At 68.3% G+C, this 17627-nt stretch carries 22 protein-coding genes and 1 pseudogene; 13 read left to right on the plus strand and 10 right to left on the minus strand.

Annotated elements, in window-relative coordinates; genetic code table 11:
* The first annotated feature begins 241 nt into the window (after positions 1–241).
* Entirely contained in the window at positions 242–901 is a 660-nt protein-coding gene (locus IG98_RS0141015; RefSeq protein ID WP_051753575.1) for a DUF4158 domain-containing protein, read from the plus strand.
* Here the strand turns inward: IG98_RS0141015 and IG98_RS0141020 are convergent.
* The gene (locus IG98_RS0141020) at positions 859–2067 is read right to left on the minus strand and encodes a YncE family protein (protein WP_084196023.1); all 1209 of its coding nucleotides are present in this window, start codon (positions 2065–2067) and stop codon (positions 859–861) included. The two genes, IG98_RS0141015 and IG98_RS0141020, sit on opposite strands and share 43 nt — an antisense overlap.
* 187 nt (positions 2068–2254) lie before the next feature.
* The gene (locus IG98_RS0141025; protein ID WP_030925454.1) at positions 2255–2638 is read right to left on the minus strand and encodes a Tn3 family transposase; all 384 of its coding nucleotides are present in this window, start codon (positions 2636–2638) and stop codon (positions 2255–2257) included.
* A 9-nt stretch (positions 2639–2647) separates the two neighbouring features.
* Between IG98_RS0141025 and IG98_RS0141030 the strand changes: the two genes are divergently transcribed.
* The 4 genes from IG98_RS0141030 to IG98_RS0141040 all read left to right on the plus strand — a co-directional run bounded on the left by IG98_RS0141030 (position 2648) and on the right by IG98_RS0141040 (position 4073).
* The gene (locus IG98_RS0141030) at positions 2648–2854 is read left to right on the plus strand and encodes a hypothetical protein (protein ID WP_030925457.1); all 207 of its coding nucleotides are present in this window, start codon (positions 2648–2650) and stop codon (positions 2852–2854) included.
* Between the two features lie 118 nt (positions 2855–2972).
* Positions 2973–3197 (plus strand): DUF4158 domain-containing protein, encoded by a 225-nt coding sequence (locus IG98_RS55035; RefSeq protein ID WP_169750282.1) that lies wholly within the window; start codon positions 2973–2975, stop codon positions 3195–3197.
* Complete coding sequence (locus tag IG98_RS0141035) at positions 3092–3556, plus strand: Tn3 family transposase (RefSeq protein WP_084196025.1); 465 nt, start codon at positions 3092–3094, stop codon at positions 3554–3556. Before IG98_RS55035 ends, IG98_RS0141035 begins: the two co-directional genes overlap by 106 nt.
* Positions 3549–4073, plus strand: a complete 525-nt coding sequence (locus tag IG98_RS0141040) for a hypothetical protein (protein WP_030925462.1) — start codon at positions 3549–3551, stop codon at positions 4071–4073. Before IG98_RS0141035 ends, IG98_RS0141040 begins: the two co-directional genes overlap by 8 nt.
* An 89-nt stretch (positions 4074–4162) precedes the next feature.
* On the opposite strand, the gene IG98_RS0141045 is transcribed toward IG98_RS0141040, so the two are convergent.
* The gene (locus tag IG98_RS0141045; protein WP_030925464.1) at positions 4163–4570 is read right to left on the minus strand and encodes a VOC family protein; all 408 of its coding nucleotides are present in this window, start codon (positions 4568–4570) and stop codon (positions 4163–4165) included.
* On the minus strand, positions 4567–5352 hold the full coding sequence (locus IG98_RS0141050; protein WP_030925466.1) for an arsenate reductase/protein-tyrosine-phosphatase family protein: 786 nt from the start codon (positions 5350–5352) through the stop codon (positions 4567–4569). Before IG98_RS0141050 ends, IG98_RS0141045 begins: the two co-directional genes overlap by 4 nt.
* Before the next feature lie 132 nt (positions 5353–5484).
* Between IG98_RS0141050 and chrA the strand changes: the two genes are divergently transcribed.
* Both chrA and IG98_RS0141060 read left to right on the plus strand, forming a co-directional pair.
* Positions 5485–6690: a chromate efflux transporter gene (gene chrA / locus IG98_RS0141055; RefSeq protein ID WP_245651926.1), complete on the plus strand. Its 1206-nt coding sequence runs from the start codon at positions 5485–5487 to the stop codon at positions 6688–6690.
* A 12-nt stretch (positions 6691–6702) separates the two neighbouring features.
* Positions 6703–7134, plus strand: a complete 432-nt coding sequence (locus tag IG98_RS0141060) for an HIT family protein (RefSeq protein ID WP_157594811.1) — start codon at positions 6703–6705, stop codon at positions 7132–7134.
* A gap of 44 nt (positions 7135–7178) precedes the next feature.
* Here the strand turns inward: IG98_RS0141060 and IG98_RS45985 are convergent, their stop codons facing one another.
* Positions 7179–7448, minus strand: a complete 270-nt coding sequence (locus tag IG98_RS45985) for a DUF6223 family protein (protein ID WP_211264329.1) — start codon at positions 7446–7448, stop codon at positions 7179–7181.
* Between the two features lie 104 nt (positions 7449–7552).
* On the opposite strand from IG98_RS45985, the pseudogene IG98_RS49680 reads away from it, so the two are divergent.
* Together IG98_RS49680 and IG98_RS0141070 are read left to right on the plus strand one after the other, a co-directional pair.
* Positions 7553–7741, plus strand: a pseudogene (locus IG98_RS49680) (response regulator transcription factor); the annotation flags it as partial.
* 67 nt (positions 7742–7808) lie between these two features.
* On the plus strand, positions 7809–8225 hold the full coding sequence (locus tag IG98_RS0141070; RefSeq protein ID WP_211264339.1) for a Tn3 family transposase: 417 nt from the start codon (positions 7809–7811) through the stop codon (positions 8223–8225).
* Here the strand turns inward: IG98_RS0141070 and IG98_RS45990 are convergent.
* Positions 8184–9044, minus strand: coding sequence for an SDR family NAD(P)-dependent oxidoreductase (locus IG98_RS45990; RefSeq protein ID WP_342666895.1), 861 nt, complete (start codon positions 9042–9044; stop codon positions 8184–8186). The genes IG98_RS0141070 and IG98_RS45990 overlap by 42 nt on opposite strands.
* A gap of 354 nt (positions 9045–9398) precedes the next feature.
* The gene (locus tag IG98_RS49685; RefSeq protein WP_169750283.1) at positions 9399–10079 is read right to left on the minus strand and encodes a type II toxin-antitoxin system Phd/YefM family antitoxin; all 681 of its coding nucleotides are present in this window, start codon (positions 10077–10079) and stop codon (positions 9399–9401) included.
* 672 nt (positions 10080–10751) lie between these two features.
* Here IG98_RS49685 and IG98_RS0141090 point away from each other — a divergent pair.
* On the plus strand, positions 10752–12083 hold the full coding sequence (locus IG98_RS0141090) for a pyridoxal phosphate-dependent decarboxylase family protein (protein WP_169750284.1): 1332 nt from the start codon (positions 10752–10754) through the stop codon (positions 12081–12083).
* Between the two features lie 636 nt (positions 12084–12719).
* Here the strand turns inward: IG98_RS0141090 and IG98_RS0141095 are convergent.
* Positions 12720–12923, minus strand: coding sequence for a recombinase family protein (locus IG98_RS0141095; RefSeq protein WP_030925482.1), 204 nt, complete (start codon positions 12921–12923; stop codon positions 12720–12722).
* Between the two features lie 198 nt (positions 12924–13121).
* On the opposite strand from IG98_RS0141095, the gene IG98_RS0141100 reads away from it, so the two are divergent.
* Complete coding sequence (locus IG98_RS0141100; RefSeq protein WP_245651927.1) at positions 13122–13712, plus strand: recombinase family protein; 591 nt, start codon at positions 13122–13124, stop codon at positions 13710–13712.
* Positions 13713–13785: 73 nt separating this feature from the next.
* On the opposite strand, the gene IG98_RS0141105 is transcribed toward IG98_RS0141100, so the two are convergent.
* Both IG98_RS0141105 and IG98_RS0141110 read right to left on the minus strand, forming a co-directional pair.
* Positions 13786–14475, minus strand: coding sequence for an ABC transporter ATP-binding protein (locus tag IG98_RS0141105; RefSeq protein ID WP_030925484.1), 690 nt, complete (start codon positions 14473–14475; stop codon positions 13786–13788).
* On the minus strand, positions 14472–15596 hold the full coding sequence (locus tag IG98_RS0141110; protein ID WP_342666896.1) for an FtsX-like permease family protein: 1125 nt from the start codon (positions 15594–15596) through the stop codon (positions 14472–14474). The genes IG98_RS0141105 and IG98_RS0141110 overlap by 4 nt, the downstream gene beginning before the upstream one ends.
* Positions 15597–15687: 91 nt before the next feature.
* Between IG98_RS0141110 and IG98_RS0141115 the strand changes: the two genes are divergently transcribed.
* Both IG98_RS0141115 and IG98_RS0141120 read left to right on the plus strand, forming a co-directional pair.
* Positions 15688–16890 carry a sensor histidine kinase gene (locus tag IG98_RS0141115; protein WP_051753578.1) on the plus strand — a complete coding sequence of 401 codons (1203 nt, stop codon included), beginning with the start codon at positions 15688–15690 and terminating at the stop codon, positions 16888–16890.
* On the plus strand, positions 16887–17510 hold the full coding sequence (locus IG98_RS0141120) for a response regulator (RefSeq protein WP_030925487.1): 624 nt from the start codon (positions 16887–16889) through the stop codon (positions 17508–17510). The genes IG98_RS0141115 and IG98_RS0141120 overlap by 4 nt, the downstream gene beginning before the upstream one ends.
* Positions 17511–17627 lie beyond the last annotated feature (117 nt).

Below are 17627 nucleotides of genomic sequence, written 5' to 3' on the forward strand. Positions count from 1 at the left end.
TGCAGGGCGTTCCTGACACGCTGGATCCCGGGGGCAGAGAGATTTGGAACGGAATCCGGCGTTAACAGGGTTCCCGCTGGTCAGCGAGCCGAGCGTTTCCCTGCCTCCGAACGCGGCCCGCGCCGGATTCCGTTCGGTTTCACAGCGCGATATTGATCTACCTACTGTCACGTTAGGTAGCACTTGGTAACGGTTATGTCGTTCTGATGGTGCTGTGTCTGTTGAGTCATACGTTGCGTGCATGCCTGTCGACTTCCTGAGCGACTCAGAAGCGGCGAAGTACGGCCGTTCCTCCCGGGCCGAGATGGAGAAGATCTTCTTCCTCGACAACGAGGACATGGCCCTCATCAAGGGGCATCGCGGCCGGCACATCAGGTGCGGCTTCGCTCTGCAGCTGGTGACCGTTCGCTACCTGGGGTGCTTCCTGGCCGATCCGCTGGAGGTGCCGAACGAGGTCCTGGACGTCGTCGCCGCCCAGTTGGGGATCGAGGATCCGTCCTGCGTGAAGCGCTACACCGAGCGGGACAAGACGCGGCTGGAGCACACCTGGGAGATCGCCAAGGCGTTCGGGCTGAAGGACTTCGCCTCGGCCGAGGACGAGCTGGCGGGCAAGGTGCGGGCGCACGCCTGGAACATCGGCGACGGCCCGACCGCGTGCTTCCAGTCCGCGGTGCGCTGGCTGCGGCAGAACGACGTGCTGCTGCCGGGGACCAGCACGCTGACCCGGCTGGTGGCGCGCGAGCGGGGCGAGGTCGACAGCGAGCGACTTGGTGAGCCCACGCGCGGCGTGCTTGGAGCTCACGTAGGCGGCCATGCCGGGAAAGGCGACCTGGAACCCCGCCGTGGAGACGATGTGGCTCAGGTCACGGTGATGGTGAGGGGGCCGGTGATGGCCGTGTAGCTGTCGTTGTACAGGTACCAGACGGTGTAGCGGCCCGGGGCGGGCACGCTGCCGGTGTCCAAGGTGACGCTGCCGGCGGCGTTGGGCGCGTACGCCCAGTGGAAGGAGTTCTTCGTCCCTACGGTGGCGCCGCCGTCGTCGGGGTAGAGGCCGACCCAGTTCTTGCCGCTGACGTTGCCGGGCACGGTGGAGTAGCGCACCTTGAGGGGCGTGCCCTTGACCACCGTGGGCGTGGCGGTGGTGAGGGGAACCCCGGGGCCGAAGGTGACGCTGCACGGATTGGCGCCGACGGTGACCGTGCCGGTCACCGTGTTGCTGGTCGTGTCGACGACCGAGAGCGTATGGGTGGAGAAGTCGGGGGCGTAGACGAACGTGCCGTTTGGAGCGACCGCGAGTGCGGTGACGTCGAAGATGGGGACGGTGGCCACGACCTTGTTGCCGATGGAGTCGATCAACGATACCGGGCCGTCTTCGCACCCGACGTAGACGCCCGATCCGTTGGGGTTGACCGCCACACAGGTGGGGGGCGTGCCCACGCCGATGGAGTGGGTGATCGCGTTGGTGGCGGTGTTGATGACGAACACGCTCCGGGCTTCGTTACCGGCCACGTACACCCGGGTGCCGTCGGGGTGTGCCGCCAGGCCTTGGCAGCCACCGTTGGTGGGCACAGTGGTGATGAGCTTGTTGGTCGTCGTGTCGATCACCGCGACGCTGCGTTCGCTCCACTGGGAGACGTAGAGGCGGCTGCCGTTGGGGGTGACAGCCATGTTCTCGTAGCCGACCACGAGGATCTTGGTGCTGACGGTGTTGGTCGCGGTGTCGATCACCGTGACGGATCCCGTGCCTTGGCCGGTGACGTACACCTTCTTCCCGTCGGGGGAGACGGCAAGCGTGGTGCCGGCCGCTGCGAGCGCGACGGTGGCGGTGACGGTATTGGTCGCCGTGTCGATCACCGACACGGAGCGGCTGTCGGGGTTGGCGGCGTAGGCGCGGGTCCCGTCGGGGCTGACCGCGACGTCCGATGGGCTGGCCCAGCCACTGGTGGCGACCTGGACGGTCGCAGTGGTGGCGCCCTTCACGGTGTCGATCACCGACACCGTGCGGTTGCCGCGGTTGGCGGTGTAGGCCAGACCCGTGTTGGCCGATACCACTGTTGGAAACGCCATTGACTTCGCCTTTCTCTACGCGCCCGTGCAGCCCGGAACGGCATAGCGAATCCGGGTCTACGTACAGAGCTACAACCAAGGCAAACCATGACCGGCCATCGCAAACCGCTCCCAATATGCGACAGTCGGCCAAAGCATACGTTGGCGAACGGGAACGATCCACTGCGCTTTTGTGGCGAAATATCGGCTACTCAAGTCCCACGGCCGGCTCTTCGTCTGGGAGTCGGAGGTCGTCGCCTGGCTGGAGCAGGAACAGGCGCACGACGCGGCCGGGCCGGAAGTAGTTCTGGTAGACGTGCGACAACCGGGAGCGCTCCAGGGCCTCGAAGCCCTTCTTGACGATCGGCCGGTACCCGACGTTGAGCGAGTGGGCCGTCAGGCAGGCGGCGATGGAGACCGGCAGGTCCTTCAGCCGTGACCGGCCGCCCGACACCGCGGTGAACGCCTTGGCGAGCTCGGGCACCCACGACATGACCTCAAGGATCGCCTCGGGCAGCTCCACGCGCGGCAGCATCGCCGTGGTACGGGTCCGCAGGTCCACCAGGGACGGCGGCTCTTCGATAGCCTTCACCCCGGTCAGGTGGATCTTCCCCTCCCCGTCGACCCGGACGTCGGGGTTGACGGCCAGGCGTCCGCCGACCTCCCGCAGGGCGGCGTCCAGGGTGCGGGAGTGCTCGGCCGGCAGCGCGTCAGGATTCGCGGGGAGGCTGAGCGCGGTGAGCGCGTCGGGCCGGATGGACTTCCACTGGGTGCCTTCCAGGGGTCCGAGGACCCTACTCGCCGGTAGTAACGCTAAGGATCGAACCGCTGGCCGGGGGGTTGAATGGTGCCGGACTGGGGTTGGTTGATCTTGGTTTGGGTGTACTGATCAGTAGTGGCTTACCGCACCCGTACGGTCACGAATTGTGGCCTTTGAGTATCTGTCGGAAGAGCAGACCCGCCGGTACGGGGCGTTCGTGGCGGATCCCACGCCGGAGGAGCTGGAGCGGTTCTTCTTCCTGGACGAGGCCGCGCTGGAGATCGCATGGACGAAGCGCCGACGCCACAACCGCCTCGGCTGGGCGGTGCAGTGGGGGACGGTCCGTTGCACCTGCTGCAGGTCATCCACGTGGAGGCCTACCGGCGCATGATCGGCACCCAGCTGAACATCGGAGAGTCCCGCCACACCCTGGCCCGCCGCGTCTTCTTCGGCAACCTCGGCCACCTGGTACGCGGCTACGAGCGTGGCATGGAAGACCAGCTCGGCGCGCTGGGCCTCGGCTTGAACGCGATCATCTGGTGGAACAGCCTCTACATCGACGCCGCCGTCAACCGGCTGGAAGCTGGCGGGCTCGGCGTCGGCCCGGCGATCCGCGCCGGGCTGTCACCGCTGCTGTTCGAGCACATCAACTTCCACGCTTCCTACCCCATCCACCGGCCCAACCTGCAAGGACGGCTGCGCGACCTGCGGGGCCCGAACGCCGCCGAGACCGAGCCGATGGATGAGTAGAGCTACGGGGAGCGACCCCGCCGACACCTCCAACGGCACCGAGACTGCCATAGCCGACCCCGACTACACCGTGCCGACCCGGCCGGACGGCTGGCCCGACCTGCTCGGGCGTCGGCCGCTATCCAGTACCGAGCGTGCCCGGCTGCGCGCTGCCCTGCAGGACGCGGCCCCGCCTGCCCGCACCGGCTCGGACGCCTGCCATCTCACCATCGGCGGTCTGGACGGCATCACCGACCCGGGCAAGGCGATTCGGCTGCGAGGCTGCATCCACGCCGCCGCCCGCAGCGCCGCCGAACGACGCCGAACCACCTTCGAGGCCACCGACTCCACCATCACCATCGGCATCCACGGGCCGGACGCCGCCGAGCGCATCAACCGGCTCCAGGCCATGATCGGCCACCTCGCGACCAAACACGGCTGGACGTTCCACGCCAACCCACCCCATCCCGCCTCCGCGCAAGCCGAGGCGAAGCAGCCCCCGCCAGCAGCCCTTACGGGGCCGGACGGGGGCGCATGAAGGCAACGGGATCGGCCTCGCCGAGGCAGGCACCGTGGAGCGCGTGGCCTGCGTAAATGCGACGGGGGCGCGGTCACAGTGGGCGTCGGTCAGGCTTGGGCTGGTGGGGTGGCTCCAGGAGTGTGGGCGGGCTCGAAGAGTTCGACGAGGTTGCCGGCGGGGTCGGTGAGCAGGATCTGGCGGCCGCCGGGGCCGGCGACTACGTCGCTGCGGAAGGACAGGCCGGCGTTGCGGAGCCGGTCGATCTGCTCGTCGAGGTCGTCGACGAGCAGGTGGATACGGTTGCGTCCGGCAGGGGTGCCTTCGGGGGTGGCGCGGGAGCCGGAGCTGGCGGGGCCGGACAGCAGCAGCCGCAGCGGTCCGCGGACCACGTCGGCGAAGGCGGGCGCGGCGTCCAGGTGCTGGGTGAAGCCGAGGTGGGTGGTGTAGAAGCTGACGGCCGCGCTCACGTCGTCGACGAGGTAGCGGACGGCGGCGAACTGGTCGGGTGTGGTCATGGCTGGGCCTTTCGCGATGTGAGGACAGGCAGCAGGTAGCGGACGCGGGTGTCGATCTCCGCGACGGTGCGGGCGAAGGCGGGGTATCCGGCCTGCTCGGCGGGGCCGGGCGTGGCGGGGTCGGAGATGCTCCAGTGGATGCGCCGGGCGTGGCCGCCAAAGTGGTCGCCGAAGTCGGGACAGACCTCGCGGACTTTGTCGCACAGGCTGATGACGTGGTCGAAGTGACGGCCGGTCAGGGTGTCCAGGTGGCGTGGCCGTTGGTCCTGCAGGTCGATGCCGTGGCCCTCGCGCAGCGCGCGGACGGCGTCGGGGTGCAGGTGCGGCCGGGGGTGGCTGCCCGCGCTGGTGACCTCGACGTGGCCGCCGCCATGGTGGCGCAGCAGGGCTTCGGCGATCGGTGAGCGGGCGCTGTTGCCGGTGCAGGTGAACAAGACGGCGGGCGGGCGCGCGGACGGCTCGGGCAGCTGAGGCAGGTCCTGCGTGAGGCGGAGCGCGGGGTGCAGCGCGAGGCCGGTGGCGGCCAGCGCCTGGGCGCAGCGCTCCAGATCCAGGTGGTAGTAGCTGTCGCGGGCATCAGCGCTGCTGCGCCGCGTCGTGACCAGGCCGCCGTCGCGCAGCAGTCGCAGGTGGTAGGAGATGAGGTTTTGCGGGTGATCCACCAGGTGCACCAGTTCGCGTACCCGGTAGTCGCTGGTGGCCAGCTCGGTCAGCAGCCGCCAGCGCAGTGGGTGGCCGGCCAGCCGGGCGAAGGCCGGGGCGGGTTGAGCCGGGGTCACCATGACGTGATAATACATCAAACAGATTTGATGTACTCGACCGCGGTGGACCGGTCCGGCCTGCTTACGGGCTGACGGCTGGGCCCCTGACGCGGGGTCTTCGACCTGGTGATCAGCACGACCAAAAGGGAAAGAGTGGCAGACGAGCAGGCCGTCGGCGATCCGGCCGGCGATCCCCAAAGCGGCAAGACGTCCTGGCCTGCGGTGCGGGAGGTAGCGCTGCTGTTCCTCAAGCTGGGCACCATCGCCTTCGGCGGCCCGGCCGCGCACACGGCGATGATGCGTGATGAGCTCGTGCGCCGCCGCGGCTGGGTTAGCGACGAGCGGTTCGTCGACCTGATGGGCGCCACCAACCTCATCCCCGGCCCCAACTCCACCGAGCTGGCCATCCATCTGGGCTTCGACCGCGCCCGGTGGCGCGGTCTGCTGGCCGCCGGCGTCTGTTTCATCCTCCCGGCCGCGCTGATCGTCACCGTGCTGGCCTGGGCCTATGTCACCTACGGAACGACACCCGCGGTCGCGGGCATCCTGTACGGCATCGTCCCGGCGGTGATCGCGATCATCGCGCACGCCCTATTCGGCCTGCTCCGCACGGTGATCAAGAACGTGTGGTTCGCGCTGCTGGCCGTCGCCGCCCTGGCCGCCTACCTGCTCGGGGTGAACGAGCTGCTCGTGCTGGCCGCGGGCGCGCTGCTGACGGCCGGAACGCATCTGGTACGGCGGGGCCGGCAGGACACCCCGCACGCTCTGCTGGCGCCGCTGTCGCTGCTTGGCCTCGGCTCGCCGGGCCTGCCGGTCTTTCCTGATCCGACCGGCAGCCAGCTGGCCCAGCTGTTCCTCACCATGCTGAAGATCGGGTCGGTGCTGTACGGCAGCGGCTACGTGCTGCTGGCCTTCCTGCGCGGCGACTTCGTCGACCGTCTCGGCTGGATCACCGGCCAGCAGCTCATCGACGCCGTCTCCATCGGCCAGGTCACCCCGGGCCCGGTCTTCACCACCGCCACCTTCATCGGCTATCTCGTCGCCGGCCCCGTCGGGGCGTTCCTGGCCACCGTCGCCATCTTCCTGCCCTCCTTCATCTTCGTCGGCCTGCTCACCAAGCTCACCGACAAACTCCGCTCAAGCGCCTGGACCTCCGCACTGCTGGACGGCCTCAACGTCGCCGCCCTGGCCCTCATGGCCGGCGTCTCCCTCCAACTCGGCCGAACCGCGATCATCGACCCCCTCACCGCCGCGATCGCCCTGGCCACCTTGGCGCTGCTGTGGAAGACCAAGCTCAACAACGCCTGGTACATCGCCGCCGGCGCCGCCATTGGCCTGGCCCACGCCCTGCTGACCTGAAGGGATTCCCCGATGACTAACACCACCCCTGCCTGCCCCTACTGCCGACTTGGCGCTGCTGACGGCGAACCGCCAGGTGGGTGGGTCTACCGCGACACCCTCTGGCTCGTTCACCACGGCCCGGTCGAGACCTCCCGGCCGGGCACCATGAAGATCGTCTCCACGCGGCACTACACCGACTTCGCCGAGATGACGCCCGAGGAGGCGGCCTCCTTCGGCGCCCTGCTCCACACCCTCGACACCGCCATGCGCGCCGGCACCGACGCCGAGCGCGTCCACCTGGTCTCCACCCGCGACCGCGTCCAGCACTTTCACGCCTGGCTCTACCCCCGCCCCGCCTTCCACCCCCTGCGCGGGACGGACTTCCTCAACGCGCCCCAGCACAGCCAAGCTGCCGACGCCGACCTGGCCGCCGAGGCAGTACGCCAGCACCTGTCTGGCTAGCGCGGGTTTCGCCGGTAGCTTCGGGGGCAGCGTCGGCGGCGGGGTCAGGTGGTGCGGCAGGCCCGGGCCGTGGCCAGCCCGACCAGAACCAGGGCGATCAGCCCGACCACCAGGTCAACGTAGCCTCCGACTATTCCGTAGCCGGTGCCGGGACCACCCTCGGCGGCGGTCACAATCACGCCGCCGATGACCATGCTGGCCAGCCCCGCCACCAGTGCCATGACGGCTCCCATTGTCCAGGGGCCGTTACCGAACCGGCCGGTGGAGCGGGCCAGGGCGGCCGGGGCATCCTCGGCATGCGCAAGCGCTGTCACTTGCTGGGCGGAGAACTCGACGCCGCGCCGCTTCCATGCGGCGGGTTCGAGGTCAACGCCAGGCTGCCTCTCCTCCCGAACGGGTCACGCGCATGAGCGCGGCGATGGCCTCCCCATCGGCCCACGCTCCGATCACCGTGGTGCTCGCCGACGACGAAGGCCTCGTGCGGTCCGGGTTCAAAGTGCTGCTCGACCTTGAAGACGACATCACGGTGGTGGGCGAAGCCACCACCGGCGCCGAAGCAGCCGAACAGGCCCGCGCGCTGCGCCCCGACATCGTCGTCATGGATATCCGCATGCCGAAACCGGGGAGGGTCGAAGCACCCGACGTACCGGGCGATCGAAGAACTTGGGCGGGCGGTGAGGACCTCGTTCGTCTGCGACTACCTGGCCGACATCGAGATGCGCCAAGAGATCCACGAGGGGTTGCAGGTGGTGGAGAACTGGAACTCCGCGAACAAGGACCTCTTCTACGGCAAGGACGGCGACCTGGTCGGTGTGGACAAGGAGTCCCAGGAGGTCAGCATGCTCGCGCTGCACCTGCTCCAGTCCGCGCTGGTGCACGTCAACACGCTGCTGATGCAGGAGGTCCTGGCCGATCCGAAGTGGGCGGACAAGCTCACCGACGCGGACCGGCGGGCGCTGTCTCCGCCGCCAGTGATGAAGAAGGACTGGTCGGAGGTAAAGAACTCGGCAACGTGGGGGTGGCCAGACGGCTCAGGGGCACAGAGTCGATCAAGATCTTCTTGTACGGATCGGTGTTGGCAACGCCGGTGAAGATGCGCGGCCCGTCGTGCGGCGGGGCTGGTCTGTACCGCCGCACGGGGCGATCACCTGCCGGAGGAGGAGCAGGTTGTGGTCAGATGATGCCGCCGTTGGCGCGGAGGATCTGGCCGTTGACCCAGTGACCGGCCGGGGAGGTGAGGAAGGCTGTGACCTCGGCGATGCCAGGCGCTCCAGCGGGGGCTGGGCGGCCAGCTTGGCGATGGTCGCCTCGTCCTTTCCATCCAGGAAGAGGGCGGTGGCGGTGGGGCCGGGGGCGACGGTGTTGACGGTGACGTCCCGGCCGCGCATCTCGCGGGCGAGGATCATCGTCATCGCTTCCACAGCACCCTTGCTGGCGACGTAGGGGGCATAGGCGGGGAAGGCCAGGCCGATCGCGGAGGTGGAGAACAGGACGATCGCGCCTCCTGCCCGCACGCGGCGGGCGGCCTGCTGAGCGACGACGAAGGTGCCGCGGATGTTGGTGCGGAAGAGGGCGTCCAGCGCGTCGAGGTCCACGTCGGCGATCGGGGCCTGGTACATCCGGCCGGCGGCGTTGATGACGGCGTCGATACCGCCGTACGTGGCTTCCGCGGTGTCGAAGAGTGCGGCGACGGCCTTTTCGTCGGCCACGTCGGCCTGCACGGCGATCGCCTGCCCGCCGGCGGCGATGGCCTCGGCGACGGCGGACTCGGCCTGCTCGCGGTTGCCGGCGTAGTTGACCACGACCGCGTGGCCTTCGGAGGCCAGGCGCAGGACGGTCTGGCGGCCGATGCCGCGCGAGCCGCCGGTTACGATCGCGACGCGCTGTTCCTGGGGCGTGGGGGTGCTCATCAGGGATTCCTTTTTCATCGGTGGGGTTGCCGGTCTCCGAGGACGGAGAGCAGCTGGAGTTTGTAAGAAGAACTTCTCCAGATCCGACAGCGACGGCAGCTCCTCGAACGCCGTATACGCCCTGACCTGGTCATCGGACAAAAACCCCACAGGCATGAGCGACGACGATAGACACGCTACTTAGCCCCCAGTAACCACCAGACAGACGCCAGATGGCCGATTCCTTACCAGAAATGATCAAGCCGGGATCGCTTCCCGGAAGGGCAAGATCATTCTCAGCGCCAACGGCTGTTCCTGGGTTCCTCAACCCCGAACTCGTCGTCGTCAAGCTGGCGGCGCAGCTGCTCGCGCTCCTCATCGGTGATACCGGTCAGCCATTCCCAACGGGTGACCCGGCGCACCTTTCCGCGGGCCAGGTCGTGGGCCAGCACGATGCGTGAGGCCCGCCCCATCTCCTGCTCGGCGACGACGTAGGGGTTGCCCGCCTCCCACGGCACGTCGGCCCAGGAGGCGTTCTCGGCGATGTCGACGGCGGCGCGGTAGGCCGGCCCCGTGCTCGCGGGGACGTGTGCCCATCGGCTCCCAGCACGAGGCGCAGCGTACGAATGCCACCTCCTGGGCCATCGCCGGGTCGGTGTCGGCCACGGCCGCCTGCACGTCCGCGGCGGGGTCGGCGGTGTTGACCAGCGCGATGACGACCGGTCCGGTGAAGACCACATGCATGAACGACGATCTGCACCCCGGGCAGACCGCGCCGCGCGTCCCGGCCGGCCTGCGCTCGCCGAGCGTGGTCTCCTCGGCCCGGCGCCGCAGCTCGGCCTCCTGCGCGGCCAAGTGGGCCTGCCAGACCTCGACCGCCTCGATGGGCAGCAGCGCCGCGGCGTTGCGCTGCGGGCCGCGCCGGCGCAACACCACCGGCTCGCCCGCCCCGGCCCGCTCGACGAGCTCGGCCAGCCGCACCCTGGCCTCTCGGATCCCGATCTCCTCGACCTCGCCCGGCGGGTCGGGCTCCTTGCTGATGTCCGCCTTGTGCACGCCTGGCATTGTGTCGGCCCCGCCCCGGCCCGCGCGACCGAGCATGGGGCCGGGGCGAAGACGGAACGCGTTTGTGTACACAACGGGGCGACCGATCAAGATCATTGGAGCTAAGGGGCAGGCGCCGTGCAGGGTCAGGGCTTCCTCCTCCCGAACGTGTCCTCAGCCGCCAACTAGCGACGCGGTCCTGTTCTCGGAAGTGCCGAGCTGAGGTTTCGCCTCTCAGTCGTGCACGTTCTCGGAAGTTGTGGCTGTCTCCGCTTCCGAGAACGCGATCTTCTCGGAAGTCCGATGACCTGCGCGGACCGGCCCACTTTGGGGCTGGGGCCGCGTTAGGGAGAAGAACGCCATCATGGCAGGTCGGGCGGCGAATCGCCTGGTCAGTGGCCCGGCGGTACGTCCCCCGCGTATTCCGGCCGTACCCGTACGTGGCTAACACCATGTCCGATTTCCGCCAGAGCCCACGAGAAAGTTTGGGACAGGCTGTCCGTGGGCCGGCACACGACGTGCCCTACGGCCTGGACACCTCTGTCGAGATGAGAATGCGTGAACCACGACGACATATCCTCGGACTCGCCGGTTGACGACCTAGAGTTCGGCGACATTCTCCAGCGTGCGTACCGACACGTGCTGAGCTGGCGGCAATCGGTTACCGATCGCCCGGTTTTTCCCGTGGTGACATCGAATGAACTGCGCGATCTTCTCACGGACGGGAGCCCACCCGAAGCCGGCACCGATGCGATCTCGACTCTGGACATCCTGGCGCGGGCCGGTGAACTGGGGTCGACAGCCAGCGCGGGGCCCCGCTACTTCGGCTATGTCATCGGCTCCTCCCTGCCCGTGGCCGTGGGCGCGGACTGGCTGGTCACCGCCTGGGACCAAAACGCGACGCTGTACTCGTGCGGCCCGGCGGTCTCGGTGATCGAGGAGGTCTGCGCCGACTGGTTGGTGAAAATGCTCGGACTGCCTCCGCATACGTCAGCGGGATTCACCACAGGTACCCAGATGGCCGCCTTCACCTGCCTGGCGGCGGCCAGGCACCATCTGCTGGCCCGGCAGGGCTGGGACGCTGAGGCGGACGGGCTGTGGGGAGCGCCGCGCATCCCGGTGATAGCCGGCGAGCAGCGCCACGCCTCGATCGATCGCGCCCTGCGCTACCTGGGAATGGGGACGCGTGTTCACGATGTCGGGTGCGACGCCAACGGCGCGATCGACCTCTCCGCGCTGCGCGCGGAACTGGACCGGGTGGATCGACCACCGATCGTCTGCGTGCAGGCCGGCAATATCAACACCGGTGCCGTCGACCCGCTGCGCGAGGTGTGCGAGCTCACGCACGACCGAGGCGGATGGGTGCACGTCGATGGAGCGATCGGACTGTGGGCTCTGGCCAGCGACAAGTACCGCCACCTTTTTGACGGAGCACACCTGGCGGACTCCTGGACCACAGACGCGCACAAGTGGCTGAACGTGCCCTTCGACTGCGGCATCGCATTCGTCGCCCATCCCGACGCGCACCGGGCGGCTGTCGGGGTCACCGCGGCCTATCTGGAGGCATCCGCCCACCGAGATCAGATCAACACCGTGCCGGACTGGTCCAGGCGTGCCCGCTCGGTTCCCGTCTACGCAGTACTGCGGACGCTGGGCCGGGCAGGCATTGCCAGGCTCATCGACCGCAACGTCGAGCACGCTCACCGCATCGCCGCCCACCTCGCGGCGGAACTCGGCATCGAAATCGTCAACGAGGTCGTCCTGAACCAGGTCCTGGTGCGATTCACCGCACCCGGCCACGACGATGACGAGCTCACCCGAGAGGTCATCGCCAGGGTCCAGGACGACGGCACCTGCTGGCTCAGCGGATCAGTCTTCGATAACCGAGTAGTCATGCGCATATCGATCTGCTCGGCGTACACCACGGCCGAAGACATCCGGCGAAGCGCCGACGCCATCATCCGCTGCGGCCGCGACGCCATGGCCAGACGGGCGCGGACCACGGGTACCGGCTGACCCGCGCCAGTCCGTTGGCGCGGAGCCACAACGTAGAACGAATCAGCACTTCACGCCGTCTCTGGGGTTGAGGAACCTGCGGACAGGGCCTGTCTAATCATGAATCTTCGCCCCTGGTCAGAGGTTGATCATTTCCGGTGAGGTTCCAGCCATCGGCGGTTGCCGAAAGAATCCGGAACCTTCGCCGCGACGGTGGTGAAGGTTCCGGCACCTCGCGGTGCCGAGTTGGTCGATGCGGCCTGCCGAAAGATCCAGTGGGGTTCAGCCGTTCGCGCCGGCCTCTGCGGAGGTCGGCCTGATGACGCGTCCAAGGCCCGGCGCTCGGGTCCGTGTCATAGGCCGCAAATTAGGGGCGTATCCCCAGGTCAGGGCAGTGCGCCGATGCCTGTCGGAATCCGCTCACCGACCTGTTTATCGACGTTGATTCTCGGCACGAGTTTTCGACGCTCACCATCTGCGATCTCGTAGTTTCCCGAGGAGTGTCGACAGACGAGGGTTTGCCGACACTGAGACGCGATTACACACAGCTACTTTGCGTCCTATGGCACCGACCCGAGCGCCGGGCCAACTTAGCTGGATGCTTCGGGGGCACGTCCTGCGCTGCAAGTGCGCGGCAGGGAGTGGATCGGCCGATCTTCAGGTGGCGGGCGATGGCGAGGGTGTCGTGGTCGATTTGGCGGGGCGGCCACCGTAGCGGCCTTGGGTGTTGGCGGTGGCCAGGCCGTCCATGGTGCGTTCGTGGATGAGGTCGTGTTCCATTTCCGCGGCCATCGCAGCGACCATGAACGGCATCTTGTCGGCGATGGTCTGCCCGTTCGGGCCGATGCAGGCCGGCGCCATCCGGGGATCTACGCGATCCGGACGCCGCCGATGACGACGAGATCTGACCCCGTCACGCCAACGGGTCCGCCCGGGTGTTCATCTAACGGTCGTCTGATGAACACCCGGGCGGGAGCACGTCCGGGCGAGCCGCCGTGTCTCGTCAAAGCGTTCATCTGGCCGTTCATTTTCCAGTACTGTTCAGCTACCTCCCACAGCATGTTTGATGAACGGAGGGCGCCCCTGATGGCGCTCATCGGCTTGGTCCGGGTCAGTACCGACAAGCAGAACACCCAGCGGCAGCACGACGCCCTCGATCCGATCTGTCTGAAGGTCTTCGAGGAGAAGACCAGCGGCAAGCTCGCCACCGACGACCGGCCCGTGCTGCTGAACGCGCTGTCCCACATCCGCGACGGCGACCTGCTGACCGTCCAGGAGGTCGACCGCCTCGGCCGCAACCTCCTCGAAGGACTCATCGTCCTCAACGACCTGTTCCAGCGCGGCGTCGGCGTCAAGGTGCTGGAGGGCATCGCGGCCGGCGAGCACACCGAACGCTCCCTGATCCTCGACCTGGCCCTCGCCCTGGCTGAAGACCGCCGCCGCGACATCACCCGCAAGACCAAGAACGGCCTGGAAGCAGCCCGCAAACGCGGCAGGGTCGGCGGCCGCCGACCGGTCGTCGACGACGACAAACGCGCCGCCATCCTCGCCCGCCGCGAACGCGGCGAATCCATCCGCACCATCGCCGCCGGAGTCAAAGTCTCCATCGGCGTCGTCCACAAAACCCTCGCAGACGCCAAGGCCCGGTAGACCGCCCCGGCGACCTGTTGTGGGATCTACCAGGGCTTGCCCCTTGGAAAGCTCGCAGCCGGATCCAGCGCGGTCAAGCGACCGGTACCGCGGCTCCCTCGGTGAGCCTGCCGTCGGTCATGGTCTTGATCGTGTCCACCATCGCCAGGGTGGCCAGGTCGTGCGTCACCATGACGGTGGCCAGATTGTTGCGCTTGGTGAGCTCGGCCAACAGTGAGACGATCTGCTCGCCGCGGTGATGGTCGAGCGCGCTGGTGGGCTCGTCGACCAGCAGGACCTCGGGAGAGTTCATCAGCGCGCGGGCGATGTTGACCCGCTGCCGCTCGCCACCGGAGAGCTGGTGCGGGCGCTTGTGCCCCTTGTCGGCGAGGTCCATGGCCAGGAGTAGTTCCCGGGCCCGCATGCTGGCGGCCCGGGGAGATCCCCCGGCCAGATGCGCCATGACCAGGAGCTGGTCGAGAGCGGTGAGGGACGGTAACAGATTGGCCTGCTGGAACACGATTCCGATGTGGTCCCGGCGCACCTTTGTTCGTTTAGCCTGGCTAGCTTGGGAGAGGTCCTGCCCGGCGATGCTAACGGTGCCGGAGGCGGGTGTGATGAGGGTGGCGGCGGCGGCGAGCAGGCTGGATTTGCCCGAGCCTGACGGGCCGACGACGGCGGCGAACTCGCCCGGGCCGACGGCAAGGCTGACATGGTCGAGCGCGGTCAGTGTACGGTCCCCGTCGGGATAGGTCAGGACAATGTCGGTGAGCTTGAGGGTCATCGGGAGGCTCCCAGCGCGATCAGCGGGTCGACAGAGGTGATCTTGCGGATGGCCAGCGCGGCGCCGGCGGCGCCGAGCAGGATCATCACCGCCACCGGCACGACGGTGGTGGCCACGGACAACACGAACGGGACGGTGCCCTCGGCGAGCGCGCCGAGCGCCGCGCCGAGCGCTCCACCGACGCCCGCGCCCAGCAGCAGCACGATGACGGCCTGGGCGAGCGCGTCACGCAGCAGGTAGCCGGAGCTAGCGCCGAGCGCCTTGAGCACGGCGACGTCGCCGCGGCGCTGGATCGTCCAGACGGTGAAGAAGGCGCCGATGACCAGGGCTGAGATCGCGAACAGGAAGCCGCGCATGAGCTGGAGCGAGCCGTTCTCGGAGGAGAAGGAGCCGATCGCGGCGGGCGCGTCGGACAACGGGACGGTCGTGGTGCCGAGCCTGCTATCGGTCGCGGCCAGGTCCGGAGTCCCGCTGCTGCGCAGAGCCAGGACGGTGGCCACCGTGTCAGCGCTGGCCTGCCGGACCATCCACTCCCAGTCGCCGATGCTGATCCAGGCGACCGGGGTGTGGCTGTAGGAGGCCTCGCCCCCGGTTCCGGCGACGATGAAGTCCTTACCGGAGATCTGCACGGTGTCCCCGGACTTCAGCCCGCTGCCGGTCGCCAGCGCGGCGGACAGTACGACCTTGCCGGTGTCGACCGGCCGCTCGTCGGCGAGCTCGCCGTCTGGCTTGACGCCGAAGAGGGCCACCCCAGCGCTCTGATCGTCGCCGAAGGCGATCCTCGACATGGAGACGCCGAGCCGCTCGGCGGTGACGCCTGGCACGTTCTGCCAGTCCTGCCACGCGGCATCGGTGATGCGGCTGTCGGCGAAGGCGGGCTTTTCACCGCTGTCGAAGACGATGTGATCGGCGGGAAGCTTCTCCACGGCCGAGATGTTCTCCTGCGCCAGGCCGGCGGTCAGGCCGGACAACATGGTCACCAGGAGGGTGATGAGAAAGACGACGGTGCCCATCAGGGCGAACCGTCCCTTGGCGAAGCGTAGGTCTCTGAGCGCCACGAACACGGCGCGTCCCCCGTTGCAGACGAAGTGGAAATCTGACCCCTCCAGCCTGCGCGTCATCGGCATTTCCACACATCGTGCACTCGGTCAGCCGAAATACTTCTTTTGAACGATGCGGTAGGTGATCGTTGTTGCATACGCTGTGTGAGACATGTCTGACTATCTGTTCCCGCCCGCTCTGCGGATGCTTCGGTGGGCCATCCACGGCACCTTCGCGATTCTCCTGGTGATCGCGGTAGCTGGCGCTGCCCGGCAGGGCCAGGCCCTGCCGGTGATCGGGGGAACACTGCTCGGCGTCCTGTACGCGGCCGGGATCTTCATCGAGGGGCGGTTGCCGCACTTCGGCGGGCAGACGCACCTGCGGCTGGGACGGCTGTGGCTGGTGGTGATCACGCTCGGGTGGGCGGCGCTGGCCGTTGCCTCGCCGCAGTTCGTCTGGCTGGCCTTCCCGCTCTTCTTCGCCTACCTCCACCTTTTGCCGCTGGCGGTCGCGTTGCCGGGCGTGGCGGTGCTGACCGTCGCGGCCATCCTGGCCGCCGCCTGGCACGAGGGAGGGTTGACTCCCGCACAGGTCATCGGACCGACGATCGGCGCCGCCGTAGCAACGCTCATGGCGATGGTCTACAAGGCGCTCTACACCGAGAGCGAGGAACGCCGCCTGCTCATCGACGACCTGGTCCGCACTCGCGGCAAGCTGGTTGAGGTGGAGAGCGACGCCGCCCGGCTGGCCGAACGCGAACGCCTGGCCCGCGAGATCCACGACGCCCTGGCACAGGGCATGTCCAGCATCATCCTGCTCCTGCGCGCCGCCCGCCGCGACCTCGCCGATGATCCGGGCAAGGCCGAGCGCCGCATCGTCGAAGCGGAGGCGGCGGCCAAGGAGAACCTGGAGGAGGCGCGCAACTTCGTGCGAGCCCTGGCCCCGCCTGCCCTTCAACATTCCTCCCTGGTCGCGGCGCTGCGCAGGATCAGCGACACGGCCGTGGCCGGCACCTGCACCACGGTGCGCTTCGAGGTCTCGGGCACCCCACTCCCGCTGCCCGCCGACTACGACGTCACGCTGCTGCGCGTCGCCCAGGGCGCGCTGGGCAACGTCAGCCGCCACGCCGGAGCCGAACATGCCAGAGTGACCCTCACCTACCTGGACGACATGGTCATGCTGGATGTCTACGACGACGGCCGCGGCTTCGATGTGAGCAATCCCGCCGGACAGGCGACGGGGACCGGATATGGCCTGCGGGCCATGCGCGAGCGCGTGAGCACCCTCGGGGGCACCCTGACCGTGGAGTCGTCTCCCGGGGACGGCACGGCCGTCGTGGCCACCCTGCCTCTGCCACGCGGGGAGGCGGCATGATCCGGCTCATCCTGGTCGACGATCACCCCGTCGTCCGCTCCGGCATCCGCGCGATGCTCACCGGGCAGCCCGACTTCGAGCTGATCGGCGAGGCCGCCACCGGAGAAGAAGGCGTCGAGCTCGCCCGCACGCTCGCCCCCGACGTCGTGCTGATGGATCTCCAACTGGGGCCGGGCATGCACGGCAGCCAGGCGACACGGCAGATCGTCGCGCTAAACGGTCCCCGGGTCCTGGTACTGACCACCTTCGACACCGACGCCGACATCGTGGCCGCCATCGAGGCCGGCGCGACGGGCTACCTGCTCAAAGACGCCCCATCGGACGATCTGCACGCCGCCATCCGCTCGGCCGCTACCGGAGCCAGCGCACTGACACCGAGCGTCGCTTCACGCCTGCTGGGCCGAGTCCGCACCCCTGACACCACGCTCTCCCCCCGCGAACTGGAGGTTCTCGGCCATGTCGCGGCGGGCCTGTCCAACCGGCAGATCAGCAAGGCGATGTTCCTCAGCGAGACCACGGTCAAGACCCACCTGGTGCACATCTACACCAAACTCGGCGTGGACTCCCGCACCGCCGCCGTCGCCGCAGCCTCGAAGAGGGGCCTCATCCGCCCCCCGTGAGCTGAGGCCACGCGCCAGCCCTGAGGAGATACCCCAAGCCAAGACAACCCGAGCACCTCAGGCCGCCATTCCCCTCACCGCTACAAAACAGGAGCGCGTGATCATGGCCTGCCAGTA

It is taken from the genome of Streptosporangium amethystogenes (genome assembly GCF_000721075.1).
GTDB lineage: Bacteria > Actinomycetota > Actinomycetes > Streptosporangiales > Streptosporangiaceae > Streptosporangium > Streptosporangium amethystogenes.

Bases quoted from the DNA above. Each gene is read 5' to 3' on its own strand.
- IG98_RS0141035 (WP_084196025.1), top strand. From the start codon at position 3,092: ATGGACGAAGCGCCGACGCCACAACCGCCTCGGCTGGGCGGTGCAGTG.
- IG98_RS0141020 (WP_084196023.1), bottom strand. From the start codon at position 2,067: ATGGCGTTTCCAACAGTGGTATCGGCCAACACGGGTCTGGCCTACACC.
- IG98_RS0141115 (WP_051753578.1), top strand. From the start codon at position 15,688: ATGTCTGACTATCTGTTCCCGCCCGCTCTGCGGATGCTTCGGTGGGCC.
- IG98_RS0141060 (WP_157594811.1), top strand. From the start codon at position 6,703: ATGACTAACACCACCCCTGCCTGCCCCTACTGCCGACTTGGCGCTGCT.
- IG98_RS0141045 (WP_030925464.1), bottom strand. From the start codon at position 4,570: ATGACCACACCCGACCAGTTCGCCGCCGTCCGCTACCTCGTCGACGAC.
- IG98_RS0141100 (WP_245651927.1), top strand. From the start codon at position 13,122: ATGTTTGATGAACGGAGGGCGCCCCTGATGGCGCTCATCGGCTTGGTC.
- IG98_RS0141105 (WP_030925484.1), bottom strand. From the start codon at position 14,475: ATGACCCTCAAGCTCACCGACATTGTCCTGACCTATCCCGACGGGGAC.
- IG98_RS0141110 (WP_342666896.1), bottom strand. From the start codon at position 15,596: ATGACGCGCAGGCTGGAGGGGTCAGATTTCCACTTCGTCTGCAACGGG.
- IG98_RS0141015 (WP_051753575.1), top strand. From the start codon at position 242: ATGCCTGTCGACTTCCTGAGCGACTCAGAAGCGGCGAAGTACGGCCGT.
- IG98_RS0141095 (WP_030925482.1), bottom strand. From the start codon at position 12,923: ATGGCGCCGGCCTGCATCGGCCCGAACGGGCAGACCATCGCCGACAAG.
- IG98_RS45990 (WP_342666895.1), bottom strand. From the start codon at position 9,044: ATGAGCACCCCCACGCCCCAGGAACAGCGCGTCGCGATCGTAACCGGC.
- IG98_RS0141120 (WP_030925487.1), top strand. From the start codon at position 16,887: ATGATCCGGCTCATCCTGGTCGACGATCACCCCGTCGTCCGCTCCGGC.
- IG98_RS0141050 (WP_030925466.1), bottom strand. From the start codon at position 5,352: ATGGTGACCCCGGCTCAACCCGCCCCGGCCTTCGCCCGGCTGGCCGGC.
- IG98_RS0141040 (WP_030925462.1), top strand. From the start codon at position 3,549: ATGAGTAGAGCTACGGGGAGCGACCCCGCCGACACCTCCAACGGCACC.